Source organism: Acidocella sp. (assembly GCF_027352905.1).
GTDB lineage: Bacteria > Pseudomonadota > Alphaproteobacteria > Acetobacterales > Acetobacteraceae > Acidocella.
The window spans coordinates 110,167-134,745 of record NZ_DAIEIF010000051.1; the positions used below are offsets into that span (position 1 = coordinate 110,167).

General features: G+C 66.9%; 21 protein-coding genes, 1 other RNA gene and 1 pseudogene. 15 read left to right on the top strand and 8 right to left on the bottom strand.

The window, feature by feature from the left end; translation table 11 throughout:
- The first annotated feature begins 15 nt into the window (after positions 1-15).
- From M7H45_RS10085 to glcF, 7 genes are all read left to right on the top strand, one after another.
- Positions 16-885, top strand: a complete 870-nt coding sequence (locus M7H45_RS10085; protein ID WP_298216586.1) for a branched-chain amino acid ABC transporter permease — start codon at positions 16-18, stop codon at positions 883-885.
- Positions 882-1,817 (top strand): branched-chain amino acid ABC transporter permease, encoded by a 936-nt coding sequence (locus tag M7H45_RS10090; RefSeq protein WP_298216587.1) that lies wholly within the window; start codon positions 882-884, stop codon positions 1,815-1,817. Before M7H45_RS10085 ends, M7H45_RS10090 begins: the two co-directional genes overlap by 4 nt.
- Positions 1,814-2,572 carry an ABC transporter ATP-binding protein gene (locus tag M7H45_RS10095; protein WP_298216589.1) on the top strand — a complete coding sequence of 253 codons (759 nt, stop codon included), beginning with the start codon at positions 1,814-1,816 and terminating at the stop codon, positions 2,570-2,572. The genes M7H45_RS10090 and M7H45_RS10095 overlap by 4 nt, the downstream gene beginning before the upstream one ends.
- Entirely contained in the window at positions 2,569-3,279 is a 711-nt protein-coding gene (locus tag M7H45_RS10100) for an ABC transporter ATP-binding protein (RefSeq protein WP_298216591.1), read from the top strand. The genes M7H45_RS10095 and M7H45_RS10100 overlap by 4 nt, the downstream gene beginning before the upstream one ends.
- A gap of 71 nt (positions 3,280-3,350) precedes the next feature.
- The gene (locus M7H45_RS10105; protein ID WP_408832784.1) at positions 3,351-4,844 is read left to right on the top strand and encodes an FAD-linked oxidase C-terminal domain-containing protein; all 1,494 of its coding nucleotides are present in this window, start codon (positions 3,351-3,353) and stop codon (positions 4,842-4,844) included.
- 6 nt (positions 4,845-4,850) lie between these two features.
- Positions 4,851-5,987: an FAD-binding protein gene (locus M7H45_RS10110; protein ID WP_298216593.1), complete on the top strand. Its 1,137-nt coding sequence runs from the start codon at positions 4,851-4,853 to the stop codon at positions 5,985-5,987.
- A complete protein-coding gene (gene glcF, locus M7H45_RS10115) occupies positions 5,977-7,287 on the top strand; it encodes a glycolate oxidase subunit GlcF (protein WP_298216595.1) in 1,311 nt (436 codons plus the stop codon). Before M7H45_RS10110 ends, glcF begins: the two co-directional genes overlap by 11 nt.
- On the opposite strand, the gene thyX is transcribed toward glcF, so the two are convergent.
- Positions 7,273-8,187 (bottom strand): FAD-dependent thymidylate synthase, encoded by a 915-nt coding sequence (gene thyX, locus M7H45_RS10120; protein WP_298216597.1) that lies wholly within the window; start codon positions 8,185-8,187, stop codon positions 7,273-7,275. The genes glcF and thyX overlap by 15 nt on opposite strands.
- Position 8,188: 1 nt before the next feature.
- Between thyX and ssrA the strand changes: the two genes are divergently transcribed.
- Positions 8,189-8,491, top strand: a transfer-messenger RNA (tmRNA) gene (ssrA, locus tag M7H45_RS10125).
- Positions 8,492-8,811: 320 nt separating this feature from the next.
- On the opposite strand, the pseudogene ispF reads toward ssrA, so the two are convergent.
- A pseudogene (gene ispF, locus M7H45_RS10130) lies at positions 8,812-9,300 on the bottom strand (2-C-methyl-D-erythritol 2,4-cyclodiphosphate synthase); the annotation flags it as partial.
- A gap of 107 nt (positions 9,301-9,407) precedes the next feature.
- On the opposite strand from ispF, the gene dusB reads away from it, so the two are divergent.
- From dusB to M7H45_RS10165, 7 genes are read left to right on the top strand one after another with little or no spacing between them, the layout of a single operon-like run.
- Complete coding sequence (dusB, locus tag M7H45_RS10135) at positions 9,408-10,463, top strand: tRNA dihydrouridine synthase DusB (protein ID WP_298216599.1); 1,056 nt, start codon at positions 9,408-9,410, stop codon at positions 10,461-10,463.
- Complete coding sequence (locus M7H45_RS10140; protein ID WP_298216601.1) at positions 10,460-11,608, top strand: nitrogen regulation protein NR(II); 1,149 nt, start codon at positions 10,460-10,462, stop codon at positions 11,606-11,608. The genes dusB and M7H45_RS10140 overlap by 4 nt, the downstream gene beginning before the upstream one ends.
- 1 nt (position 11,609) lies before the next feature.
- Positions 11,610-13,064, top strand: coding sequence for a nitrogen regulation protein NR(I) (gene ntrC, locus M7H45_RS10145; RefSeq protein WP_298216603.1), 1,455 nt, complete (start codon positions 11,610-11,612; stop codon positions 13,062-13,064).
- On the top strand, positions 13,061-15,289 hold the full coding sequence (locus tag M7H45_RS10150) for a PAS domain-containing sensor histidine kinase (RefSeq protein WP_298216604.1): 2,229 nt from the start codon (positions 13,061-13,063) through the stop codon (positions 15,287-15,289). The genes ntrC and M7H45_RS10150 overlap by 4 nt, the downstream gene beginning before the upstream one ends.
- On the top strand, positions 15,289-16,674 hold the full coding sequence (locus tag M7H45_RS10155) for a sigma-54-dependent transcriptional regulator (RefSeq protein WP_408832785.1): 1,386 nt from the start codon (positions 15,289-15,291) through the stop codon (positions 16,672-16,674). The genes M7H45_RS10150 and M7H45_RS10155 overlap by 1 nt, the downstream gene beginning before the upstream one ends.
- A gap of 22 nt (positions 16,675-16,696) precedes the next feature.
- Positions 16,697-17,704: a tryptophan--tRNA ligase gene (gene trpS, locus M7H45_RS10160; protein WP_298216606.1), complete on the top strand. Its 1,008-nt coding sequence runs from the start codon at positions 16,697-16,699 to the stop codon at positions 17,702-17,704.
- Positions 17,705-17,714: 10 nt separating this feature from the next.
- The gene (locus M7H45_RS10165) at positions 17,715-18,257 is read left to right on the top strand and encodes an NADH-quinone oxidoreductase subunit B family protein (RefSeq protein ID WP_298216608.1); all 543 of its coding nucleotides are present in this window, start codon (positions 17,715-17,717) and stop codon (positions 18,255-18,257) included.
- Here M7H45_RS10165 and eda read toward each other — a convergent pair.
- The 6 genes from eda to M7H45_RS10195 form a co-directional block, all read right to left on the bottom strand.
- A complete protein-coding gene (gene eda, locus M7H45_RS10170; protein ID WP_298216610.1) occupies positions 18,236-18,880 on the bottom strand; it encodes a bifunctional 4-hydroxy-2-oxoglutarate aldolase/2-dehydro-3-deoxy-phosphogluconate aldolase in 645 nt (214 codons plus the stop codon). The genes M7H45_RS10165 and eda overlap by 22 nt on opposite strands.
- Positions 18,877-20,706, bottom strand: a complete 1,830-nt coding sequence (gene edd / locus M7H45_RS10175) for a phosphogluconate dehydratase (protein WP_298216612.1) — start codon at positions 20,704-20,706, stop codon at positions 18,877-18,879. The genes eda and edd overlap by 4 nt, the downstream gene beginning before the upstream one ends.
- A 2-nt stretch (positions 20,707-20,708) precedes the next feature.
- Positions 20,709-21,389 carry a 6-phosphogluconolactonase gene (gene pgl, locus M7H45_RS10180; RefSeq protein ID WP_298216614.1) on the bottom strand — a complete coding sequence of 227 codons (681 nt, stop codon included), beginning with the start codon at positions 21,387-21,389 and terminating at the stop codon, positions 20,709-20,711.
- Positions 21,386-22,852, bottom strand: coding sequence for a glucose-6-phosphate dehydrogenase (zwf, locus tag M7H45_RS10185; protein ID WP_298216616.1), 1,467 nt, complete (start codon positions 22,850-22,852; stop codon positions 21,386-21,388). The genes pgl and zwf overlap by 4 nt, the downstream gene beginning before the upstream one ends.
- A gap of 64 nt (positions 22,853-22,916) precedes the next feature.
- On the bottom strand, positions 22,917-23,582 hold the full coding sequence (locus tag M7H45_RS10190; protein ID WP_298216618.1) for a TVP38/TMEM64 family protein: 666 nt from the start codon (positions 23,580-23,582) through the stop codon (positions 22,917-22,919).
- Positions 23,579-24,352, bottom strand: a complete 774-nt coding sequence (locus M7H45_RS10195) for a glycosyltransferase family 2 protein (RefSeq protein ID WP_298216620.1) — start codon at positions 24,350-24,352, stop codon at positions 23,579-23,581. Before M7H45_RS10195 ends, M7H45_RS10190 begins: the two co-directional genes overlap by 4 nt.
- Positions 24,353-24,579: the final 227 nt, after the last annotated feature.

A 24,579-nucleotide genomic window follows, 5' to 3' on the forward strand; every position in this document is an offset into this window, starting at 1 on the left:
AGGCAAAGAGCCATCGTGGAAGCCCTGCTCATCTACAGCGCCTTTAATGGATTGATCACCGGCATCTTCTACGCGCTAATGGCGCTGGGCCTGTCTCTCATCCTCGGCCTCAACGGGGTGATCAATTTCGCCCATGGCACCTTCATGGCGCTGGGCGCCTATCTCGCCTTCACCATCGAGCCTTATGTCGGGTTCTGGGCCAGCCTGGTCTGCGCCCCGCTGCTGGCGGTGGTGCTGGGCCTCCTGGTCGAGCGCTGGCTGATCCGGCCGTTATACGGGCGCGATCCGCTGTTCTCCCTGTTGCTGACCTTCGGGCTGGCGATGATCATGGAGGATTTGATCCGCACCATATGGGGCTCGGTCGGTCAGCCTTTCGCCCTGCCCGCTTATCTCAATACCCCGCTCAGCGGCTCTCTGTTTTTCCTCACCGGCTACCGGCTGGTGGTCATATTGATCACCGCGCTGATCACGGGCGGGTTGTTCGCGGCGCTGCGCTATACGCGCATCGGCATCCGCATCCGGGCGGGCAACGCGGATCTGGAAACGATCTCCGCCATGGGGGTGAATATCTACGTTCTGCGCGCCGCCAATTTCGGCATCGGCATCTTTCTGGCCGGGCTGGCCGGCATACTCGCCGCGGGGCAGCTCGGTCTTTCTCCCTCCATGGGGTCGTCCCTCATCATGCCCTCTTTCGTCGCGATCATCGTCGGCGGCGTCGGCAGCCTCATGGGCAGCGTGCTGGGCGGCCTCATCATCGGCATCGCCTCCGGCCTCACCGCCGCCCTTTACCCTGTAGCGCAGGAGGTGGTGATCTACGCCATCATGGCGGTGGTGCTGGTCATCCGGCCGCGTGGCCTGCTCGGGCAGGAAGGCCTGCTCGAATGAGGCGCCCCCTCGCCGCCGCCTGCATATGGATCGCTCTGCTCGCCGTGCCGTTCTGGCTGCCGCTCATGGGCGGCTATACGGATCTCGCGACGCGGGCGCTGATCTACGCCATCGCCGCCTCGGGCCTCAACCTGCTGCTCGGCTATACGGGGGGTCTTTCCTTCGGCCATGCCGCCTATTTCGGCCTCGGAGCCTACGGGGCGGGACTCTGCCTCATCCATGTGGCGCCCTCCCTGCCGCTTGCCATTCTCGCCGGCACCGTGCTGGGCGGTATCGCCGGCATCCTCATCGGTCCGCTGGTGATGCGCCGCAAGGGCATTTATTTCTCGATGATCACCATCGCTTTCGGCCAGATGTTCTATTTCATCGCCGTGCGCTGGAACGGACTGACCGGCGGCGAGGATGGGCTGACCGGCTTTTCCCGCGTGCCCGTGCAAATCGGCGGCCATGCGGTTATGCTCGGCCCGGAGCGGTTCTATTATCTGGTTCTCGCCGTCTTCGCGCTGGTCATGGCCGTGATCTGGCAAATTCTGCGCTCCCCGCTCGGTCATGGCTTCGTCGCGGTGCGGGAAAACCCGACCCGGCTGCGCTTTCTCGGCGTGGCGGTGGAACGCCAGATCTGGGTCGCCTTCGCCATTTCCGCCTTCATCGCCGCGCTGGCGGGCGCGTTGAACGCGCTGCTCACCGGCTTCGCCTCTCCGGATAATCTCGGCTGGCAGCTTTCCGGCTCCTTCGTCGTCATCTGCGTGCTGGGCGGCATGCGCAGCGTCTGGGGCCCCTTCCTTGGCGCTGCGATCTTCATCGTTGCCCAGGATTATCTGTCCAGCATCACCCAGAACTGGATGAGCTTCATCGGCCTCATCTTCATCCTCGCCGTGCTGTTCTTCCCCCAGGGCCTGCTGGGCTTTTCCCGGCTCAAGGCCAGCCGATGAGCCTGCTGAAGCTCGAGAATGTCAGCCGGCGCTTCGGCGCGCTCCAGGCGCTCAAGCCCCTCTCCCTCTCGGTGGCGCCGGGCGAGTTGCGCGCCATCATCGGCCCCAACGGCGCGGGCAAAACCACCTTGTTCAACCTCATCAGCGGCTTCTTTCCGCCCAGCTCGGGGACGATCAGCTTCGCCGGGGAGCCCATCACCGCGGTCACTCCCAGCGCGCTGGTGCGGCGCGGCATCATCCGCACCTTCCAGATCACCCAGGTATTTCTCTCTCTCACCGTCCGCGAGAATTTCCGCGTGGCGGCGGAGGCCGCGCTGGGCCTGCAATTGCGCCCCTGGATCTCCCGCGCCACCCGCGCCCAGGTGGAGGCCAAGGTGGAGGAATTGGCGGAGATGAGCCGGCTCGGCCCGAAACTGGATCGCACCGTCGGTGAAATGTCGCATGGCGATCAGCGGGTGGTGGAGGTCGGCATCGCCCTCTCCCGCCGCCCGCGCCTCCTGCTGCTGGATGAACCCACGGCCGGCATGGGCGATGAAGAAACCAGCCATATGACCGATTTCATCCGGCGGCTGAACAAGGATCAGGGTATCACCATCCTCTTCGTCGAGCATGATATGGCCATCGTCTTTGGCATCGCCGACCGCATCACCGTGCTCGATAACGGCGCCCTGCTGGCCGAGGGCAGCGCGGCGGAGATTTCCGCCAACCCCCGCGTGCAGGAAGCCTATCTCGGAGCGGCGGAGAACGCCGCATGAGCGCCGTGCTCGCACTCGAGGGGCTGAACACGTTTTACGGCAAGAGCCATATTCTTCATGGCGTTTCGCTGCGGGTGGAAGAAGGCGAGCTGGTGGCGCTGCTCGGGCGCAACGGCGCGGGCAAAACCACCACCTTGCGCAGCATCATGAGCCTCACCCCGCCACGGACGGGCCGCGTCACCTTGCACGGCCGGGACATCACGCGCGCCCCGCCCTACCGGATCGCCCGGGCGGGGGTGGGCTATGTCCCGGAGGGGCGCAGGATTTTCGGCCATATGAGCGTCCATGAAAATCTGCAAGTGCCGCCGGCCGTCTCGGGTCCCTGGAACATTGGCGCCGTCTATGAGCTGTTTCCCCGGCTGCATGAGCGGCGCCATAGCAAGGGCGGGCGGCTTTCCGGCGGCGAGCAGGAAATGCTGGCCATCGCCCGCGCCCTGCTGCTCAACCCCAAACTGCTGATTCTGGACGAGCCCTCGCAGGGCCTGGCGCCGGTGATCGTGCAGGAGGTGATGCGCGCCATCGCCCGGATGAAGCGGGAGGGCCTCTCGGTGCTGCTGGTGGAACAGAACGCCCGGCTGGCCCTGCAATTGGCGGACAAAGCCTATGTGCTCTCGGATGGCGAGGTCGTCCATCAAGGCCCGGCGGCGGTGTTGCGGGCCGATACGGCGCGGATGGAAGCCCTGGCCGGGGTCAGCCATCTGGGGTGACGCACTTGCCTCGCGCGGCCAAACCTCGTTGAAAGAACCATCCCGCCCGCAAGCAGGATGAAGGACGGAGCATGTCGTTGAAAATGCCCCCGGCGGATGAGCGCATCCTGGCGCGGCGCGATGAGATCATCGCCGCGCTGCGCGCCATCGTGCCCGGTGAGGGCGTCATCCATAAGCCGGATGAACTGCGCCCCTATGAATCGGATGGCCTCACCGCCTACCGCCAGCCGCCAATGGTGGTGGTGCTGCCGGAGACGGTGGATCAGGTCGCCGCCATCCTGCGCTATTGTCACCGGAACGCCGTCAAGGTGGTGCCGCGCGGCTCCGGCACCTCGCTTTCCGGCGGCGCTCTGCCGCTCGGGGATGCGGTGCTGCTCGGCATGGGGCGTTTCAACCAGGTGCTGGAGATCGATTACGAGGACCGGCTGGCCGTGGTGCAGCCGGGCGTCACCAATCTCGCCATCACCAAGGCCGTGGAGGCGGAAGGGTTCTATTACGCGCCCGACCCTTCCAGCCAGATCGCCTGTTCCATCGGCGGCAATGTGGCGGAAAATTCCGGCGGGGTGCATTGCCTCAAATACGGCCTCACCACCAATAACGTGCTGGGTGTGCAGCTCGTCACCATGGCGGGAGAGGTGCTGCGCCTCGGCGGCAAGGCGCTGGACGCGCCGGGCCTCGACCTGCTCGGCGTCGTCGTCGGCTCCGAGGGGCTGCTCGGCGTCGTCACGGAGGTCACGGTGCGCATCCTGCCCAAGCCGGAGACGGCGCGGGCTTTGCTCATCGGCTTTCCCACCGTCGAATCGGCGGGGCAATGCGTGGCCGAGACCATCGCCGCGGGCATCATTCCGGCGGGCATGGAGATGATGGACAAGCCCGCCATTCATGCCGCCGAGGCCTTTGTCCATGCCGGCTATCCGCTGGATGTCGAGGCGCTGCTGATCGTCGAACTCGACGGCCCGCTGGCGGAATGCGCGCATCTGGCGGCGGAGGTTGAGGCCATCGCCCGCCGCAACGGCGCCGTGACCCTGCGCAGCTCGCGCGACGAGGCGGAGCGCCTCGCCTTCTGGGCCGGGCGCAAGGCCGCCTTCCCGGCGGTGGGGCGGATCTCGCCCGATTATTACTGCATGGATGGCACCATTCCCCGCGCCAGGCTGCCTTTGGTCCTGCAACGCATGAAAGCGCTTTCCGGCCAATACGGCCTGGGCGTGGCCAATGTCTTCCACGCGGGGGACGGCAACCTCCACCCGCTGATTCTCTACGACGCCAACCAGCCCGGCGAGCTGGAACGCGCCGAGGCCTTCGGCGCGGATATTCTACGCCTCTGCGTCGAGGTGGGGGGCGTTCTCACCGGCGAGCATGGCGTGGGGGTGGAAAAGCGCGATCTGATGCCGGTGATGTTCTCGGAGGAGGATCTCCGCCAGCAGCAGCGGCTCAAATGCGCCTTCGACCCCGGCCTCCTGCTCAATCCCGGCAAGGTCTTTCCCACGCTGCACCGCTGCGCCGAGCTCGGGCGCATGCATGTGCATCACGGCCAGCTCGCCTTCCCCGACCTGCCCCGGTTCTAACCAAACATGACCGTTTTCACCCCCGATAACACGGTTCAAGTGCAGAGCGTCATCGCGAGCGCCCTGGCGGCGGGGAACAAGCTTGAGCTCGTGGGCGGCGGCACGCGCGCGGAATTTGGCGCTCCCGCCCGCCAGGCCGGACGGCTGAACCTGACGCGTCTATCCGGCATTCTCGAATATGACCCGGCGGAGCTGGTGCTCACCGCCCGGGCGGGCACGCCCCTGGCGGAGATCGAGGCGGCGGTGGCGGCGCGCGGCCAGGCCCTGGCCTTCGAGCCCTGGGGCGGGCAAGGCTCCACCATCGGCGGCGTGCTGGCGGCGGGGGTGGCGGGGTCGCGGCGCGTCTCGGCCGGAGCGGCCCGGGACCATCTGCTCGGCTTCGAGGCGGTTTCCGGGCGGGGGGAGGTGTTTCGCGCCGGAGCGAAGGTCGTGAAGAACGTCACGGGCTACGACCTGCCCAAACTACTTTGCGGCTCCTGGGGGCGGCTGGCCGCGCTGACTGAGGTGACGCTGAAGGTGCTGCCCCGGCCCCAGGAGCGCCTCACCCTCATCTGGCGAGGGCTGGCGGATGAGGCGGGCTTCGCGTTGATGCGGGCGGCGCTGCGCGCCCCCGCCGATATTGCCGCCGCCGCGCACCTGCCCGGCGAGGCGACTTTGCTGCGGCTGGAGGGGTTCGGCCCCTCGGTGGCGGCGCGGCGAGGTTATCTGGCGGCTGCCCTCGCCGCTTACGGCGCGCCGGAGGCGCTGGCGGAGCGGGAGGCCGCCCCGCTCTGGGCCGGGCTGCAAGGGGGCGCCTCCTTTTCGGGCGATGCGCCGCTTTGGGGTCTCAGCCTGCCGCCCCGCGCCGCCCTGGCCGCCATCGCCCCCTTGCTCGAGCTGGGTGGCCGCTATGCCGCCGATTGGGGCGGCGGGTTGATCTGGCTGGCCCTGGACGGGCATGAGGAGGTTATCCGCCGTCAAGCCGGGCAGGCGGGCGGCCACGCCATGCTGGTCCGCGCCCCGGCGGCCTTGCGTGCCCGCATTCCCGCCCTGCACCCGCAACCGCAGCCGGTGGAGGCGCTCTCCCGCCGGGTGCGGCTAGCGTTCGACCCGCTGGGCGTATTCGAGACCAACCGCTTTTTGGACCTGGCCCATGCAGACTAACTTCCCGCCCGCGCTTCTCGCCGATGCCGATATGGCGTCCTCCGCGGGGGTGATCCGCAAATGCGTGCATTGCGGGTTCTGCACCGCCACCTGCCCCACTTACGTTCTCGGCGGCAACGAGCTCGATTCCCCGCGCGGGCGCATCTATCTCATCAAGGACATGCTGGAGAACGAGCGGGCGCCCAGCGCCGACGTGGTCAAGCATATCGACCGTTGCCTCTCCTGCCTGTCCTGCATGACCACCTGCCCCTCCGGGGTCAATTACATGCATCTGGTCGACCATGCCCGCGCCTATATCGAGGCGCGGCATCGCCGCCCGCCCATGGAACGGGCATTGCGGACGCTGGTCGCGGCGATTCTGCCCTATCCGGCCCGCTTGCGGGCGGCGTTGCGCGCGGCGCGGCTGGCGCGGCCTCTGGCGCCGCTTTTGAAAGGCCGGCTACGCCCCGCCGCCGCCATGCTCAAGCTCGCCCCTGCCGGGCCGCTCCCCGCGCCGGCAAGGGCCGAGCCCCGGCGCGGCGATGCCCCGGCCCCGCGCGGCCGGGTGGTGCTGCTGCAAGGATGCGCCGAGCCGGTGTTGCGCCCGGAGATCCGCGCCGCCACGGCGCGGCTGCTGGAGCGGTGCGGCTACCGGGTCGAGTTCGCCAAGGGCGAGGAATGCTGTGGCGCGCTCACCGCCCATATGGGCAAGGCCGGGGCGGCCCGCCAGGCGGCCCGGCGCAACGTGGATGCCTGGATGCGCGAGATCGAGGCCGGGCTGGAAGCCATCGTCATCACCGCCTCGGGCTGCGGCACCCATGTGAAGGATTACGGGTTTCTCCTGCGCGACGACCCCGCCTATGCCGACCGCGCCGCCCGGGTGGCGGCCCTGGCCCGGGATATCAGCGAGGTGCTGGAGGCGGCGGGGCTGCCGCCGCGCGCGGACATTCCGCCCCTGCGCGTGGCCTATCACCCGCCTTGCTCCATCCAGCATGGGCAAAAGCTCGTTTCCGGGCCGCAAAACCTCCTGCGCGCGGCGGGGTTCGAGGTGCGAATGCCCGCCGAGGCGCATTTATGCTGCGGCTCGGCCGGCACGTATAATATTTTCCAGCCGCAAATCGCCGGCGAACTTGGAACCCGCAAGGCGGCGGCATTGGCGCGGCTCAACGCGGATATCATCGCCACGGGCAATATCGGCTGCGCGGTGCAGATCGAACATCATGCCGGAGCGCCCGTGCTGCATATCGTCGAATTGCTCGACTGGGCGACCGGCGGCCCCGTCCCCCTCCCTCTCGCCGACCGGCTTTCAGGAACTCGCTGAAACCTCCAGAGCCGCCTGGAATTCCGCCCACTCCCGCTTAGAGAGACCCGATTCCTCTTGCGTCATCCGCGCGCCGGCCAGCATCCGCTTGAGGCAGGCGAGCATCTGCGCCGAGAACGTCACCGCCCCTAGCCGGTAATCGCGGAACGCCTTGCAGGAGAGCGGCACCCAGGCCTCGGTCAAGCCGAGCATCGCCTCGGCATAGGCGCGAATCTCGTATTGAGCGTGCGGATCGGCGCGCAGGCGCAGGAAATGGAAGAGATTATGGAGATCCGTCTTCCAGTACCATTGCGTATAGGTGTTGAGTGTCAGGTTGATACGGGCCAGTTCCCGCGCCAGGCCGATCTCTTCGCCCAGCATCTCCTCATAATCGGCGTAAGCCTGTTCGGCGTCCCGGCGCAGCAAAGAGAAGACCCGGGCGGCGGTTTCCGGCTCCAGCACGCCGGCGCGTCCCTGGCGGTTATCCTTGGATTGCCGGGCCATATGCTCGGGCGCGGGCAAATAAAAATCCTTATCTAGAATGGAGTACCGGGCGGAATACTCGTTGACGCTGGCGGTGCGGTGGCGAATCCATTGCCGCGCGACGAAAATGGGCAGCTTCACGTGGAATTTGATCTCGCACATCTCAAAAGGGGTGCTATGCCAATGGCGCATGAGATAGCGGATCAGCCCCTCATCCTCCAAAGCCCGCCTGGTGCCCCGCCCATAGGAGACACGCGCCGCCTGCACCACGGCGGCGTCATCGCCCATGTAATCCACCACCCGGACGAAGCCGTGGTCCAGCACAGGCACAGGCAGGAAAAGCCGTTCCTCCAGGGGGGCGACGGTGGGGCGGCGCGTGGCGTGCGCGGCGGCGCGGGCGGTTTCGATCTCCGCCGATTGTTCGGGTGTCAGGCGCATGCCCCTTTCATATTCCAGACAGCGCCCTTATATAAGCCTCGCCGGTTCGCCGGCTATGGCAATAAACGATGCGTGGAATAAGCGTTGTGGACCCGGGGGCAGTACCCGGCGCCTCCACCATGATCTCATGGGGGCGAAACAGATTCGACACGCGTGGTAAAGACCCATCTTTTGCCCGGCATGGTACCGCCGTTATCGGGCTAATCCTAGAAATGCCAACGACAACAACGTTGCATTCGCTGTCGCTGCCTAATCAGTAGCCAAGCGCGGTTCGGGGGGCACCGGGCAACAGAAGCCCCCCACTTCCTCGCATCCGCTTTACCACGGCTCGTTTGGCGTTTCCTTGCGCGCAGCCCGCATGCAGCCATGGGCCTTCCAGTCGGCCGGGAAGGCTGCAAAAAAAAGGCGGCGCCAAAATGCGCCGCCAAGTTTAGGGAGGAAACGTCCAAAAATAGGAGAGGAAACTCATCCTATGGCTGATCATATAGGGCAAGGCTTGGGCCTTGCGAAATAAAAGATTTTGCAGCGCAGCAATGCTAAAAAGCAGATGTCATGAAGTTTTGTACATCGGAAAGCTGGAGTATTCTTCACCCGTTGCGGTACGATGCAAAATGCTTCCGCCGCTCAGCTTCCATCTGGCAGAAGCAGCATCACCGCCGCCTGCGCCGCGATGCCCTCGCCCCGGCCGGTGAAGCCCAGCCGCTCCGTGGTCGTGGCCTTTACCGAAATCCGGTCGATCCCCACGCCGAGCAGTTCCGCCAGCCGCGCGCGCATGGGCTGGGCATGCGGGCCGATTTTGGGAAACTCGCAGATGATCGTCACATCCGCATTGGCGAGCCGCCCGCCCCGCGCCGCGATGCGCTCCGCCGCGTGGCGAAGAAAGCGGGCGCTGTCGGCATCTTTCCAGCTCGCCTCGCTGGGCGGAAAATGGCGGCCGATATCGCCCTCCGCCAGGGCGCCATAAATCGCGTCGCAAAGCGCGTGGATCCCCACATCGGCATCGGAATGCCCCGCCAGACCTTTTTCAAAGGGGATTTTCACGCCACAGATGATCATGTCGCGGTCCGCCGCGAGGGCGTGAACGTCGAAACCGGTGCCAATGCGCGGGGTCATGGCTGTCCTTCCCATTGAATTGCCGGGCGGCAAATGCACGGTCATAGGCAGGAAGGTCAATAACCCGCATTGCGCGAGACGGCGGGGCGGAATACTTTGCCCAAATCATGAGCAACGATATCTTCCCCATGATCAAGCCGCTCACGCTCGGCGCGGGCGCGCGCCGGGTAAGGCTGGAACATCCCGTCATTCTGGCGCCGCTCTCGGGGGTGACGGATCTGCCCTTCCGCGCCCTGGTGAAGGCGCAAGGAGCCGGGCTGGTCGTCTCGGAAATGATCGCGTCCTGGGCGATGGTGCGGGAGAATCGCAATACGCTGCGCATGGCGGAGGTGGTGGCGGGAGGGGGGCCCTCGTCGGTGCAGCTGGCGGGGTGTGACCCCGCGGCCATGGCCGAGGCGGCGAAAATCGCCGTCGGGCTGGGGGCCGATCTCATCGACATCAATTTCGGCTGTCCGGTGAAAAAAGTCGCCATCGGCCAGATGGCGGGTTCATCCCTGATGCGCGACGAGGCGCTGGCCGGACGCATTTTGGAAACAACGGCGCGCGCCGTGGATGTACCCGTCACGTTGAAGATGCGCATGGGCTGGGACCATGCCAATCTCAATGCGCCCCGCCTCGCCCGCATCGCCGAGGCGGCGGGCATCGCCATGCTGACCGTGCATGGCCGCACCCGCCAGCAATTCTACGAGGGGGTGGCGAACTGGGATTTCATCGCCGAGGTCAAGGCGGCGACCTCCCTGCCGGTGATCGCCAATGGCGATATCACCAGCGAGGCCCGGGCCGCCGAAGCGCTGCGCCGCTCCGGCGCGGACGGGGTGATGATCGGGCGCGGTGCCTATGGCCGCCCCTGGTTCCTGCGCCATGTGATTCATTATCTCACCACCGGGGCCCTCGCTCTCCCCCCCAGCCTGGCCGAGGAGAAACAGATCCTCCTGACCCATTACCGCGCCATTCGCGCCCATTTCGGCGAGCAGGCGGGGGTGCGGCTGGGGCGCAAGCATGTCGCCTGGTACAGCCAGGGTCTGCATGGCTCGGCGGGGTTCCGCGCCCGCATGAACCGGCTCGATTCCGGCGCGGCGGTGGAAGCCCTCATCCACGATTTTTATGACCCGCTGATCGGGCGCGGATTCGTCCGGCAGGACGAAATGGCGCTGGCGGCATGAGCGGTTTGCGCAAGGCGTTCAAACTGGCCCGCCGCCCCGCCCCGCGCGAGACGCTGGTGAGGCTGGAGGCCGCCAACATCCTCGAAACCCTGCCCATCGCGCTCATCGTCGTCAACGGTCAGGATATCATCAGCGCGGTCAACTACGCGGGAGAGGAGTTTTTCGGCGCGTCGCGAAGCCTTCTTCTCCAATCCAGCCTCGCTGACCTGCTGCCCGCCGATCATCCCGTCTTTTTGATGACAGAACGCGCCCGCACCGGGGAAATGACGGTGGCGGAGCATGATTTGAGCCTGGAGGGACCCCGGCTGGCGCGGCGCGGCTGCGCCGTGCTCGCCGCGCCGGTGCAGGACCACCCCGGCTATGTGCTGCTCACCTTTCAAGACGAATCCGCCGCCCGGACGATGGATCAGCAGATTTCCGCCCGCAACGCCGCGCGTTCCATCACCGGCATGGCCGCGATTTTGGCGCATGAGGTGAAAAACCCCCTCTCGGGCATCCGGGGCGCGGCGCAGCTGCTGGAGCTCAACGCGCCGCCGCAAGACCGCGAGCTGGCCGTGCTGATCCGTGACGAGGCGGACCGCATCCGCGCCATGGTCGAGCGCATGGAAACCTTCGGCGAGAAGCGGCTGGAACGCCAGGCGGTCAATATTCACCGGGTGCTGGAACATGTCCGCCGGCTGGCCGGCTCCGGCTTCGCGGCGCGGATCAAATTCACCGAGCATTACGACCCCTCGCTGCCGCATGTTCTGGGAGATCGCGATCAGCTCATCCAGGTCCTGCTCAATCTCGTCAAGAATGCCGCTGAAGCCATACTCGGCGCTGACCGGCAGGACGGGGAGATCCAGTTGACGACCGGTTTTCAACACGGGGTGCGGCTCTCCGCCGCCACGGGGCGCTCCCGTCCCAATTTGCCGATCTTCGTCGCCGTGCGCGATAACGGCCCCGGCATTCCCGAGGATATCAAGCGCCATTTATTCGAGCCCTTCGTTTCCACCAAGGCAACGGGGTCCGGTCTGGGCCTCGCCCTGGTGGCCAAGGTGGTGGCCGATCATGGCGGCCTCATCGATGTGGACAGCCGGCCCGGCCGCACCGAATTCCGCATCCATCTGCCCGTTTATGAAGACCCGGAAGAAGGCGTGAACTGATATGACGCTACCCACCGTTCTCGTCGCCGATGACGACCGCTCGATCCGCACCGTGCTCACCCAGGCGCTGGGGCGGGCTGGCTATCAGGTGCGCGCCACATCATCCGCCGCCACGCTCTGGCGCTGGGTGGAGGATGGCGAGGGAGATGTCGCCATCACCGATGTCATCATGCCGGATGAGAACGGGCTCGATCTCATTCCGCGCATCCGCCGCATCCGCCCGGAACTGCCGGTGATCGTGATGAGCGCGCAAAGCACGCTGACCACCGCCGTGCAGGCGACCCAACGCGGCGCGTTCGAATATCTGCCCAAACCCTTCGACCTGACAGAATTGCTGGGCGCGGTGGACCGGGCGCTGAAACAACCCGTGACCCTGGCGCCAGGGCCGCAAGCGGCGAAGGGGGCGGAGGAGGCGCTCCCCCTCATCGGCCGCTCGCCGTCGATGCAGGAAATCTACCGGATCATCGCCCGCCTCACCACCACCGACCTCACGGTGATGATCAACGGCGAGTCCGGCGCCGGCAAGGAGCTGGTGGCCCGCGCCCTGCATGATTATGGCCGCCGCCGCCAGGGTCCGTTCGTCGCCATCAATATGGCGGCCATCCCGCGTGAGTTGATCGAATCCGAGCTGTTCGGTCATGAGCGGGGCGCTTTCACCGGCGCCACCAACCGGCATATCGGCCGGTTCGAGCAAGCGGCGGGCGGCACGCTGTTTCTGGATGAGATCGGTGACATGCCGCCCGAGGCGCAGACCCGGCTGCTGCGCGTGCTCCAGGAAGGGGAGTTCACGGCGGTGGGCGGCCGCCAGCCGATCCGCGCCAACGCCCGCATCGTCGCCGCGACCCACCGGGATCTGCGGGCGCTGATCCGCGCCGGCCAGTTCCGCGAGGATCTGTTCTACCGGCTCAACGTCGTCCCCATCCGCCTGCCGCCCTTGCGGGAACGCCCGGACGACATTCCCGCCCTGGCCCAGCATTTTCTCAACAAGGCGCAGGCGGAGGGATTGCCGGCCAAAACCATCGACCCCGCCGCCATGGCGCTGCTCTCCGCCTATCGCTGGCCCGGAAACGTGCGCGAGTTGGAGAATGTCATCCGCCGCCTCGCGGCGCTGGTGCCGCAGCCGGTCATCAGCGAGGCCGTCATCGCGCAGGAATTGGCTGACCCGGCTCCGCTGCGAGACACCGCCGCCACGCCCGCGGCCGAGGAGGGCGCGAACATCGCGGGGGTGGTGGAGCGCCATATCGCCCGGCTGCTCGCCTCCCTGCGGGAAACCGGCGAGGAAGGCGTGCTCTATGAACGCGCCCTGGCCGAGCTGGAGCGGCCTTTGATCCGCATGACCCTGGCCGAGACGCGCGGCAACCAGATTCGCGCGGCGGCGCTGCTCGGTCTCAACCGCAACACGCTGCGCAAGAAGATCCGGGAGCACGGAATCGGCGTGCAGCGCCGCGTCGGATGAGCAAGACGCCCTCCCCCGCCGAACCGAAACCCCGGCGCGCCGGGTTCGCCTGGGTGGTGGATCTGCTGCTGGGGCGCGTGGCAACTTTGTTCATCGCCTCCGCCGCCCTGGCGCTGGGGATCGTCAGCTTCGCGCTGCTCGCCGGGCGCATCCATCTCTCGCTGCATTCCGGCGGGGCGGTGGCCCTCCTCGTCGCCGATTTCGCGGCGCTGCTTCTGCTCATCCTGGTTCTGGCCGGGCGGGTGACGCGGGTGGTGCTGGAGCACCGGCGCGGCGCCGCCGGGGCGGGGCTGCATGTCCGCCTCGTCATCCTCTTCGGCGCGGTCGCGGCCGTGCCGGCGATTTTGGTCGCCGTCTTCGCGATCGTCTTCTTCAATTTCGGCATCCAGGCCTGGTTCAACGACCGTGTGCAGACGGCGCTGGCCGAGAGCGGGCAGGTGGCGCAGGGTTACCTCACCGAGCATGAGAACGACATCCGCCTGGACGCGCTGGCCATGGCCAATGACCTGTCCCAGGGCGGGGGGGTGTTCTTTGGCAATCCCAACGAATTCGCCACCTATCTCGCCGCCCAAACCTCGGTGCGGGGCCTGACGGAGGCGGAAATCTTCGACCCCCGCTCGGGGCAGATCATCGCCTCCGCCGGGCTGTTCGCCGGGCTGGATACCAGCCTGCCGGACCGTTCCGTCATCGCCCAGGCGGACCGGGGCGGGGTGCCGGTGATCAGCCCGCCCGGCAGCACGGCGGAACAGGCCCTCATCAAGCTCGACATCACCCCTCCTTTGATGCTGCTGCTGGAAAAACCGATCGACCCGGCGATTCTCGACCATGTGAACAAGACCCGGCAGGCCGTGCTCGAATATCAGCGCCTGGCCAGGAACCGCGCCCAGCTGGAGATCTCTTTCGCGCTGATCATCGCCGTGCTCACCCTGCTGGTGCTCTCGGCGCTCATCGGCTTCGGCCTGGTCATCGCCAACCAGATCGCCAAACCGCTCGGCCATCTCATCCGCGCCGCCGAATCCGTGAGCCGCGGCAATCTCGACGTTCGCGTGCCCGAGCGCGACACGGGCGACGAGGTGGAGGGGCTGTCCCGCGCCTTCAACCGGATGACGGCGCAGCTCGCCGCCCAGCATAAGCAATTATTGGATGTGAACCGGCAGCTCGATGAGCGGCGGCGCTTCACGGAAACCGTGCTGGCGGGCGTCTCCGCCGGGGTGATCGGGCTCGACACCAAGGGGCGGATCGAATTGCCCAACCGCGCCGCCTCGGAATTGCTGCATCTCGACCTGCATCTCCATATCGGCCAGAATTTGGCCGAAATCGTGCCGGAATTCGCGACTCTGATCGCGACGGTCATGGCGATCCCGGAGCGGCCCGCCACCGCGCAGGTCGAGCGGGGAACGGGGCCGGAGAAGCGGGTATTGCTCGTGCGGATCGGCGCGGAGATGAATGAGGGCGTGGCGGATGGGTTCATCGTCACCTTCGATGACGTGACGGAGCTGATGGCCGCCCAGCGCAACGCCGCCTGGGCCGATGTGGCGCGCCGGATCGCCCATGAGATCAAAAATCCCCTCACGCCCATCCAGCTTTCCGCCGAGCGGCTGAAACGCCGCTTCGCCAAGGAAATCTCCTCCGACCCCGAGAGCTTCACCCAATGCGCCGAGACGATCGTCCGCCATGTCGGCGATATCGGGCGCATGGTGGATGAGTTCTCCGCCTTCGCCCGCATGCCCCAGCCGGTGATGCGGCCGGAATCGCTCGAACGGCTGGCGCGCGAGGCGATGGTGCTCCAACGCGTGGCCAAGCGGAACATCGAATGGGACGTGCAGATCGACACGCCGCTTTACGCCTTGTGCGACCGGCGGCTGATCGGCCAGGCTTTGACGAATCTGCTGCAAAACGCCGCCGATGCGGTGGAAATGCGCGCGGGAGCGGGCCATGTAACCCTGCGGCTGCACAAGCAGGCCGGCATGGCGGTGCTGAGCGTGACGGATGACGGCATCGGCCTGCCGGAGACCGGGCGGGACCGGTTGACAGAGCCCTATGTGACGCACAAGCCGAAGGGCACGGGGCTCGGGCTTGCGATCGTCGCCAAAATCATGGAGGACCATGGTGGGCGCCTGGTGCTGAAGGCCGCGCCGGGCGGGGTGGGCGCCGAGGTGTCGCTGGTTTTGCCGGCCTTGCCGGAAACTGCGATAATGGAGGAAGCGAAGGAGTTGCCTGCCTGATGCCCGAAATTTTGATCGTGGATGACGAGCCGGATATCCGCATGCTGGTCGAGGCCATTCTCAAGGATGAAGGGTATGAGGCCCGCTGCGCCGGCACCTCCGATGAGGCGCTGGCCGCCTACCGCCTGCGCCGCCCGGATCTCGTCATCCTCGATGTGTGGCTGCAAGGCTCCAAGCTGGATGGCATCGGCATATTGGAGGCGCTGCACCAGGAGGTGCCGCGCGTGCCGGTGGTGATGATCTCGGGCCATGGCACGATCGAGACCGCCGTGGCGGCGATTCAGCGCGGCGCCTATGATTTCATCGAAAAGCCCTTCAATTCCGACCGGCTGCTCCTCGTCGTCAAACGGGCGCTGGAGGCGGCGCGGCTGGAACGGGAGAATGCCGAGCTGCGCCTGCGCGTCGGCAATGACACGAGCCTGATCGGTACCGGCCATGGCATCTCCGCCTTGCGCAACGCCATCGAGAAGGTGGCTCCCTCCGGCTCGCGGGTATTGATCTCCGGCCCGCCCGGCTCCGGCAAGGAGGTGGTGGCGCGGATGATCCATGCGAAATCCCGCCGCGCGGACGGTCCTTTTGTGGTGATAAACTGCGCCATCCTCGCTCCGGAGAAATTCGAGGCCGAGCTGTTCGGCACCGAGGCCGGACCGGACACCCCGCGCAAGCTCGGTGTGCTGGAGCGCGCTCATGGCGGCACGCTGCTGCTGGACGAAGTCTCTGAACTGCCGCTTGAAATGCAAAGCAAAATCGCGCGGGTGTTGCAGGACCAGAGTTTCGAGCGCGTGGGCGGCGCGACCCGGGTGAAGGTGGATATCCGGGTGCTCGCCACCACGGCGCGCGATCTGCCCACGCTGATCAGCGAAGGGCGCTTTCGCGAGGATCTGTTTTACCGCTTGGCGGTGGTGCCGCTGCGCGTGCCGGCGCTGAAGGAAAGGCGGGAGGATATCCCCGCCCTCGCCAACCATTTCCTCACACACGCGGCGGAGATCTCCGGCCTGGCGCCGCGCAGCCTCGCCTCGGACGCCGTCGCCGCGCTGCAAAACCATGATTGGCCGGGCAATGTCCGTCAGCTGCGCAATATCATGGATTGGCTGATGATCATGCGCTCCGGCGAGCCGGGGGATCTGTTCCATGCCGAGCATCTGCCCACGGAGCTCGCCGCCCACGCGCCGCGGGCGCTGGCCATCGACCCGGCTGCGGATGTGATGGCCCTGCCCCTGCGCGAGGCGCGGGACGTGTTCGAGACGCAATATCTCCAGGCCCAGCTGCTCCGCTTCGGCGGCAATATTTCCCGCACGGCCAATTTCGTCGGCATGGAGCGCAGCGCTCTGCACCGCAAGCTCAAGCAGCTCGGCATCGGCGCGGCGGAAGACAAGGTCGCCTGACGAGCACAAACCAGGGGACGATATGGCTCGCATTTTTTCCGGCATTCAGCCCACCGGCATCGCCACGCTCGGCAATTATCTGGGGGCGCTGCGTAACTGGGTGGCCCTGCAAGAGGGCGAGGATGAATGCATTTATTGCCTGGTGGATCTGCACGCCATCACCGTGTTTCAAGACCCGGCGGAATTGCGCGAGCAGACCTTCGCCATGGCGGCGCTCCTGCTCGCCTGCGGGATCGACCCGGCGCGCAGCATTCTGTTTCATCAATCCGCCGTCCCCGCCCATGTGCGGCTGGGCTGGATTTTCAACTGCGTCGCCCGCATGGGCTGGCTGAAGCGCATGACCCAGTTCAAGGACAAGGCGGGCAAGAATCAGGAGGAGGTTTCCACCGGCCTCTTCGTTTATCCCAATCTCATGGCGGCGGACATCCACGCCTATCACGCGACCCGCGTTCCGGTGGGCGATGACCAGCTTCAGCATCTCGAACTGGCCAACGACATCGCCGAGAAATTCAACCATGATTACGGCGTGGCGTTCTTTCCGCGCATAGAGCCGCTGGTGCCGCCCGAAACCGCGCGGGTGATGAGCCTGCGCGACGGCACGCGCAAAATGTCCAAATCCGACCCCTCGGATCAGTCGCGCATCAACATGACAGACGACGCCGACGCCATCGCCCAGAAGATCCGCCGGGCCAAGACCGACCCGGAGCCGTTGCCGGATCATATCGGCGCGTTGGCGTCCCGGCCCGAGGCGCGCAACCTCGTCGGTATTTTCGCCGCCATTACCGGCGAAAGCCAGGAAGCGGTGCTGGCGCGCTTCGCCGGGTCGGGCTTCGGGCCGTTCAAGGAAAAACTGGCCGAGGCGTTGGTCGCGCATATCGTGCCGGTCGGCGAGCGCACCCGCGCCTATCTGGCGGACAGGACGGAGCTGGAGCGGATCTTGCAGACGGGCGCGCGCCGCGCCGCCGCCATCGCCAACCCCATCACGGCGGCGGCGGAGCGGATCGTCGGCTTTCTGCCCGGCGCGGAGTGAGCGCCCGCCCATGGTCTGGAAAACTCTCGCCCGGCATCTGCTTTCCCGCCCCCCGTCCCCGCTCGGCCCCGACGCGGCATTGGCGAAATCCCTGGGCGCGCGGCTGGAGGCGGCCGGGCGGCGGCGGTTGGGCCGCGCTCTGGCCATCCGCCATGTCGCGGCGGGCAGCTGCAATGGCTGCGAGCTGGAGCTGCGCGCCACGCAAAATCTGATTTACGATCTCACCCAATACGGACTCACCTTCACGCCGAGCCCCCGCCATGCCGATATTCTGCTGATCACCGGGGTGGCCGGGGTGAATATGCGCGAGGCGGTGGCGCAGACCCGCGCCGCCATGCCAGACCCCGCCTGGGTGGTGGCGGTGGGCGATTGCGCCGTGGATGGCGGGGTTTTCACGGGTTCCCCCGCCGTGGCGGGCGGGGCGGCGGCGTTCCTGCCGGTCGATCTCCTTATCGCCGGCTGCCCACCCAGCCCCGCGCAAGTGCTGGGCGGGCTGCTGGCGCTGGTCGAGGCCCAAAGCCCGCCCCTGGCTCACCCCTCCCGGCTGGGTTGAAGCGCGGCGGCGGCCGCCGCCTCCCGGGTGATGGCGTCCCAATCCCCGGCGGCGATCGCGGCTTTTTTGACCATCCAGGACCCGCCCACGCAGATGACGTTGGGAAGCCCCAAATAGCGCGGCGCCAGGGCGGGCGTGATGCCACCGGTGGGGCAGAATTGAAGCTGCGGCAAAGGCGAGGCCAGCGAGGCGAGGAAGGGCACGCCCCCTGCCGCCTCGGCGGGGAAGAATTTGGCGAAGCGGTAACCGCGCTCGATCAACGTCATCGCCTCGGAGGCGGTGGCGATGCCGGGCAGCGGCGCCAGCCCCGCCTCCTCCGCCGCGTCGAGCAATCTGGGCGTGATGCCGGGCGAGACGGCGAATTTCGCCCCCGCCGCGGCGGCCTCACGGTATTGGGCGGGGGTGAGAACCGTTCCCACCCCGGGCACCGCGCCCTCCACCTCAGCCGCCACGGCGCGCAACGCGTCCAGCGCCGCCGGCGTGCGCAACGTGATCTCGATCGCCTTCAGCCCGCCTTTCACCAAGGCGCGGGCGAGAGGCACCGCCTCCGCCACGCTCTCGACGATGACGACCGGAACGACCGGAGCGAGGCGGAGGACCGGTTCGAGCCCGTTCTGAATCACGCTGGCTCCTCCTGGCTGGCGAAAATCGTGGCGCCATGATCAGCGCGGTTGACCAGCCGGCGGAACGGGGCGAACAATTCGCGGCCGACGCCATGATGATGCTTATCCAAATCCGCCCAGGCGAGAGGCCGCGCCTCCCATTCCGCCTGGGGCACCAGCGTGTCGAGCGTGCCGGCCACCGCGTCCACGCGCACCACATCGCCATCCTGTAGGCGGGCGAGCGGGCCGCCCGCCAGGGCCTCGGGCGTGACGTGCAGAGCGGAGAGCACCTTGCCCGAAGCGCCGGAGAGCCGTCCATCCGTCACCAGCGCGACCTTGTAGCCCTTGTCCTGGAGCACGCCGAGCGGCGGCATCAGCATATGCAATTCCGGCATGCCGATGGCCTGCGGCCCCTGGAAGCGCACCACCACCACCACGTCCCGGTTCAACTCGCCAGCCTGGAATGCCTCCTGCACCTCCTCCTGGTCGTGGAACACGCGGCACGGCGCCTCGATGACGTGCCGCTCCGGCGCGACGGCGGAGATTTTCGCCACCCCCTGGCCGAGATTGCCCGCGAGCAGCTTGAGGCCCCCGGTGGGTTGAAAAGGCCGGCTGGCGGGGCGCAGCACCTTCTCGTCACGGCTCGCTTCCGGAGGGTCGCGCCAGGCGAGTTCGCCATCGTCCAGATAAGGCTCCTTGGCGTAGGCGGCGAGACCTTGGCCCATCACCGTCTCGATATCCTCATGCACCAGCCCCGCCCCGAGAAGTTCGCGGATGAGAAACCCGGTGCCGCCCGCCGCGTGGAAATGATTCACGTCAGCGGTGCCATTGGGATAGATGCGGCAGAGCAGCGGCGTCACTTCGGCAATTTCGGCCATATCCGCCCAGGTGAGGGATATGCCCGCCGCCGCCGCCATCGGAATGAGATGGATGGTATGGTTGGTGGACCCCCCCGTGGCGTGCAGCGCGACGATGGCGTTGATGAAGCTGCGTTCATCCACCATCCGCCCGATCGGCCTGTATTCATTGCCGAGCGCGGTGAGGGCCAGCACGCGCTGGGCCGCGGCGCGGGTCAGCGCCTCGCGCAGCGGCGTGCCGGGATTGATGAAGGCGGCCCCCGGCATGTGCAGCCCCATCACCTCCATCATCACCTGGTTGGTATTGGCCGTGCCGTAAAAGGTGCAGGTGCCGGGGGCGTGATAGGCCTCGCCCTCCGCCTTGAGCAGTTCCGCCCGCGAGATCTTGCCCTCCACGTAAAGCTGGCGGATCTTCGCCTTCTCGCTATTGGAAAGGCCGGAGGGCATCGGCCCGCCAGGGATCATGATCGAAGGCAGATGACCGAAGGTGAGCGCGCCGATGACGAGGCCGGGCACGATCTTATCGCAAATTCCGAGATAGCAGGCGGCGTCGAAGCTCGCATGGGAGAGGGCGACCCCGGTGGCAAGGGCGATGACATCGCGCGAGAACAGGGAGAGCTCCATGCCGGCCTGGCCCTGGGTAACGCCGTCGCACATGGCGGGCACGCCCCCCGCCACCAGCGCCGCGCCGCCCACGCTATGCGCGGCCTCGCGGATGAGCTTGGGGTAATCCTCATAGGGGCGATGGGCGGATAGCATGTCGTTATAGGCAGTGACGATGCCGAGGCTGGGCCCCGTCCCGTCTCGCAGCACGGATTTATCGGCGAGGCCGCACCCCGCGAAGGCATGCGCCTGATTGGCGCAGCTCAGCGCCTGGCGGCTCGGCTTGGCGCTGGCGGCGGCGGCGATGCGTTCCAGGTAAATCTGCCGCCGTGGCCGGCTGCGCTCGGCGATGCGGGCGGTGACCTCGGCGATGACGGGATGGACCATGATCAGGGACTCCAAAAAATATGCGGGTCGTGGCGCAACAGGGCGCGCACGGGCATTTCCTCGTCCGGGCCGGGCGCCGCCGCCCGCCGCAGCACCTGGCGCTTGGCCTCGCCCTCGATATGCAGGGCGAGAAATCCGGCCGCGGCCAGAACCGGCAGGGTGAGCGTCATTCGCGGCTCACCCGCCCCCGCCGCGCGCATGGTTTCCACCAGACGGCCAGGAGGCGGCCGAAGAGCGGCGGCCAAGCGGTCCCCGCCCGGAAAAAAAGACGCGGTATGCCCGTCTTCTCCCATACCTAGTACCGCCGCCGCCAGCGGCAAGGGCAAGGAAGCCAGCCGCGCCTCCAGCGCATCGCGCCCGGCCTCCGGCGTCCGCGCGCCATCATAAAACGGCACGAAACGGGATGCGGCGGCGGTCTCTCTCAATAACAGGCGGCGGATGAGGGCGGCGTTGCTGCGAGGATGCTCCTCCGGCACCCAGCGCTCATCCACCGGCGTGACGGTCACCCGGCGCCAATCGAGCGGCCTGCGGCTCAGCTCGGCAAAGAAGTTTTGGGGCGTGCTGCCGCCGGAAACCGCGAGCCAGACCGTATCCTGGGTGCGCAGGCGGGCGCTGAGCGCCGCCGCCACCGCATCCGCCAGAGCGGCGGCGAGTTCGGCGCGGCTGGCGAATTCATGGATCAAACGCCGCCATCCATCCAGGTTCGCCCATCGCGCTCGATAAGGGCGATGGCCGCGCTCGGCCCCCATGTGCCCGCCGTATAGGGCTTGGGCGGCTCTGGCGATTGGCTCCAGGCGTCGAGGACGGGGTCGATCCACGCCCAGGCCGCCTCCACCTCGTCCCGGCGCATGAACAGCGTCTGGTTGCCGCGCACCACATCCAGCACCAGCCGCTCGTAAGCGTCCGGGTTGCGCACGCCAAACGCCTTGGAAAAGCTCATATCCAGCGGCACCGGCCGCAGGCGCATGCCGCCGGGTCCAGGGTCCTTGATCATCAGCCAGAGCTTGACACCTTCATCCGGCTGCAGGCGGATGACGAGCCGGTTGGGCGAGACGGGGCCGGCCGCCTCGCCAAAGACCGAGTGAGGCACAGGCTTGAAGACGATGACGATTTCAGAAACCCGCTCGGCGAGGCGCTTGCCCGTGCGCAGATAAAAGGGCGCGCCCGCCCAGCGCCAGTTTTCGATCTCCACCTTGAGGGCGACGAAGGTCTCGGTCTGGCTTTCCTTTTCTCCCAGCTCTTCCAGATAGCCGGGCACCGGGCCGCCCGCGCTGGCTCCGGCGCGGTATTGGCCGCGCACCCAGTTTTGCGGCTGCATGGGTTTGAGCGCGCGCAAAACCTTGAGCTTCTCGTCGCGCACCGCGTCGGCGGCGAGATGGGCGGGCGGCTCCATGGCCACCAGGCACAGCAATTGCAGCATATGATTCTGCACCATGTCCCGCAGCGCGCCCGCCTTGTCGTAATATCCGGCGCGGCCTTCCACACCCAATGATTCGGCCACAGTGATCTGCACATGATCGATATGGGCGGCGTTCCAGAGCGGCTCGAACAACGCGTTGGCGAAACGCAGCGCCATGAGGTTCTGGACCGTCTCCTTGCCGAGATAATGGTCGATCCGGTAGATCCGCTCCTCGGGAAAAACCTTGCCGATCGCCTCGTTCACGGCCCGGGCGGTCTCGCCATCATTACCCACGGGTTTTTCGACGACGACCCGGGCATCGCCTTGCGCCAGACCAAACCGGCCCAGCCGCTCGCAGATCGGCCCGAACAAGGCGGGGCCGGTGGCGAGGTAGAAGACCTTGATCCGGTCCTCATAAGGCCGGAGCTTTTCCGCCAGATCCCGCCAGCCCTCATCGCCCGTAGCGTCGGCGGAGGCATAATGCAGCCGTTGGAGAAAACGCTCCACCAGCGGCGCCGGGCGCTCCCATTCCGGGACATGCTCCTCCACCGCCGCCTTGGCCAGGGCGGTGAACTCCTCCTCCCCCAGCCGGCCGCGGGAAACGCCGATAATATCAGCCGCCTCCGGCAATTGCCCCGCCGCGTCGCGCTGGAACATCGCCGGGATCAGCTTGCGGCGGGCGAGATCGCCCGTCGCGCCGAACACGACCAGAACGAAGGCCTCGACAGGGATCACTCGGCTCGTCATCCGACTTCCTCAAATCATGCCCGAATCAGGCAGCCGGATTAAAGTGCCCAAACCGCCATGCGGGTCATATAGACCGGTTCCGGCGGAGAAGTAACAGCCCGAGCAAGGCCGAGGCGGCAAAAGTGCCGATCCCCAGCCATAGCAGATGGGCATGATCCGGAGCGCTCCCCTTGCCGAGCAAGGCGAACACCAGCGTTTGCGGAATGAAGCCGATGGCCGAGGCGGTCAGGAATGGCAGCAGACGCACCGATGTGAGCCCGGCCGCGAGGTTGAGGAGAAGATTATTACCCACCGGCATCAGCCGCAGCATGAGGGTGGCGGTAAAAGGGTGGCGGGCCAGCGTGCGGTCCACCCAGGCGAGCCGGGCGCCGAATTTACGGCGGCAGAAATCCTGGGCCACGGCGCGGGCCCAGATGAAATCGAGGCTGCACGCCAGGCATTGGGCCACCAGGGCGATGGTGGTTCCATACCAGGGGCCGAAGGCGTAGCCCGCCGCAAAGGCGGGTATCTGCCGGGGCAAGCCTATGGCGACAAACAAGGTGGCAAGAAACAGATAGACGCTTTGCCCGCGCCAGCCCCCCTGACCCAGAACGCCGGTGAGAGCGGTCTCGGCGCCGCCATGGTGAACGAGGGACAGGGCGGCGCCCGCGGCGACGAGGCCGCCCGCCATCAAGGCGGGTTTGAGAACGCGGCCGAGCCCGCCGGCGCTCGCGGCCTGGGTGCTGCTCATTCCCGCCCCTCGATCTGCGGCACTTTCCAGCGGCGCTGGAGCCAGGCCACGCCGGCCAGATCGACCAGCCCCACTTTCAGGCGCTGCCAGTTATTATAATGCGAGGCGCCATGGGTGCGGGGGTGGTGCCGCACCGGCACCGACACCACCTGCCCGCCCGCGCGGATGAACAGGGCGGGCAGAAAACGGTGGATATGATCGAAATGCGGCAATTCGAGGAATGCCTGCCGGCGGAACAGTTTCAGCCCGCAGCCGGTATCGGGCGTCGCGTCTTTCAGCGCCCAGGCGCGGATTTTATTGGCCAGGCGCGAACCGTAGCGCTTGGCGCTGGAATCCTGGCGGTTGACGCGGTGCCCGGCGATGAGCACGGGCCGGGGGCCTTTGGCCTCAGCCTCCCGCATGGCCGCGAGCATGGCGGGGATGTCGGCGGGATCGTTCTGCCCATCGCCATCCAGCGTCGCGATATAGAGACCGCGGGCGGTCTTGACCCCCGTGATGACCGCGCCGCTCTGCCCGCAGCTGCGCTGGTGGCGAACCCGCACCAGGGTGGGAAGGCGCTGGGCGATGTCAGCCAGGATGGCGGGCGTCTCATCCGTGCTCCCATCATCCACGTAGACGATTTCGTGAGCCAGCCCGGCGAGCGCGGCGCTGATGGCCTCGATCAACGGCAGGAGATTGGGCGCCTCGTTATGGACCGGGACAACGGCCGAGATCAGCGGCCCATCCACGGGGGTTTCCATTTGGGAGAAAAAACGCGGTTCGATGTTCATGATCCCGATCAAGCTTTAGCATTAAGGCGCATCTATGGCCCAAAACGGTCTGGAGCTGGGCAGATACCCCTTGCCAAACCGATACGTAAGAGGCGGGAGGCGGCATGTCACTCCGGCGCCGGCAAAAATGCCGCCTTGGCGCGGGCCCGGCCCGTCGCTATAAGCCCGGCCAACGCAAGGGGTGGCAATGGGACTCGCCCCGCATCGATGTTTAAGGACCGATTTTC

What these genes read in the sequence shown, in the direction of transcription:
- M7H45_RS10165 (WP_298216608.1), top strand. Translation starts at nt 17,715, where the DNA reads ATGGTCTGGAAAACTCTCGCCCGGCATCTGCTTTCCCGCCCCCCGTCC.
- dusB (WP_298216599.1), top strand. Translation starts at nt 9,408, where the DNA reads ATGAGCAACGATATCTTCCCCATGATCAAGCCGCTCACGCTCGGCGCG.
- M7H45_RS10150 (WP_298216604.1), top strand. Translation starts at nt 13,061, where the DNA reads ATGAGCAAGACGCCCTCCCCCGCCGAACCGAAACCCCGGCGCGCCGGG.
- M7H45_RS10110 (WP_298216593.1), top strand. Translation starts at nt 4,851, where the DNA reads ATGACCGTTTTCACCCCCGATAACACGGTTCAAGTGCAGAGCGTCATC.
- ntrC (WP_298216603.1), top strand. Translation starts at nt 11,610, where the DNA reads ATGACGCTACCCACCGTTCTCGTCGCCGATGACGACCGCTCGATCCGC.
- M7H45_RS10105 (WP_408832784.1), top strand. Translation starts at nt 3,351, where the DNA reads ATGTCGTTGAAAATGCCCCCGGCGGATGAGCGCATCCTGGCGCGGCGC.
- edd (WP_298216612.1), bottom strand. Translation starts at nt 20,706, where the DNA reads ATGGTCCATCCCGTCATCGCCGAGGTCACCGCCCGCATCGCCGAGCGC.
- thyX (WP_298216597.1), bottom strand. Translation starts at nt 8,187, where the DNA reads ATGCGCCTGACACCCGAACAATCGGCGGAGATCGAAACCGCCCGCGCC.
- M7H45_RS10195 (WP_298216620.1), bottom strand. Translation starts at nt 24,352, where the DNA reads ATGAACATCGAACCGCGTTTTTTCTCCCAAATGGAAACCCCCGTGGAT.
- M7H45_RS10100 (WP_298216591.1), top strand. Translation starts at nt 2,569, where the DNA reads ATGAGCGCCGTGCTCGCACTCGAGGGGCTGAACACGTTTTACGGCAAG.
- M7H45_RS10155 (WP_408832785.1), top strand. Translation starts at nt 15,289, where the DNA reads ATGCCCGAAATTTTGATCGTGGATGACGAGCCGGATATCCGCATGCTG.
- trpS (WP_298216606.1), top strand. Translation starts at nt 16,697, where the DNA reads ATGGCTCGCATTTTTTCCGGCATTCAGCCCACCGGCATCGCCACGCTC.
- M7H45_RS10190 (WP_298216618.1), bottom strand. Translation starts at nt 23,582, where the DNA reads ATGAGCAGCACCCAGGCCGCGAGCGCCGGCGGGCTCGGCCGCGTTCTC.
- glcF (WP_298216595.1), top strand. Translation starts at nt 5,977, where the DNA reads ATGCAGACTAACTTCCCGCCCGCGCTTCTCGCCGATGCCGATATGGCG.
- M7H45_RS10140 (WP_298216601.1), top strand. Translation starts at nt 10,460, where the DNA reads ATGAGCGGTTTGCGCAAGGCGTTCAAACTGGCCCGCCGCCCCGCCCCG.
- M7H45_RS10095 (WP_298216589.1), top strand. Translation starts at nt 1,814, where the DNA reads ATGAGCCTGCTGAAGCTCGAGAATGTCAGCCGGCGCTTCGGCGCGCTC.
- zwf (WP_298216616.1), bottom strand. Translation starts at nt 22,852, where the DNA reads ATGACGAGCCGAGTGATCCCTGTCGAGGCCTTCGTTCTGGTCGTGTTC.
- M7H45_RS10090 (WP_298216587.1), top strand. Translation starts at nt 882, where the DNA reads ATGAGGCGCCCCCTCGCCGCCGCCTGCATATGGATCGCTCTGCTCGCC.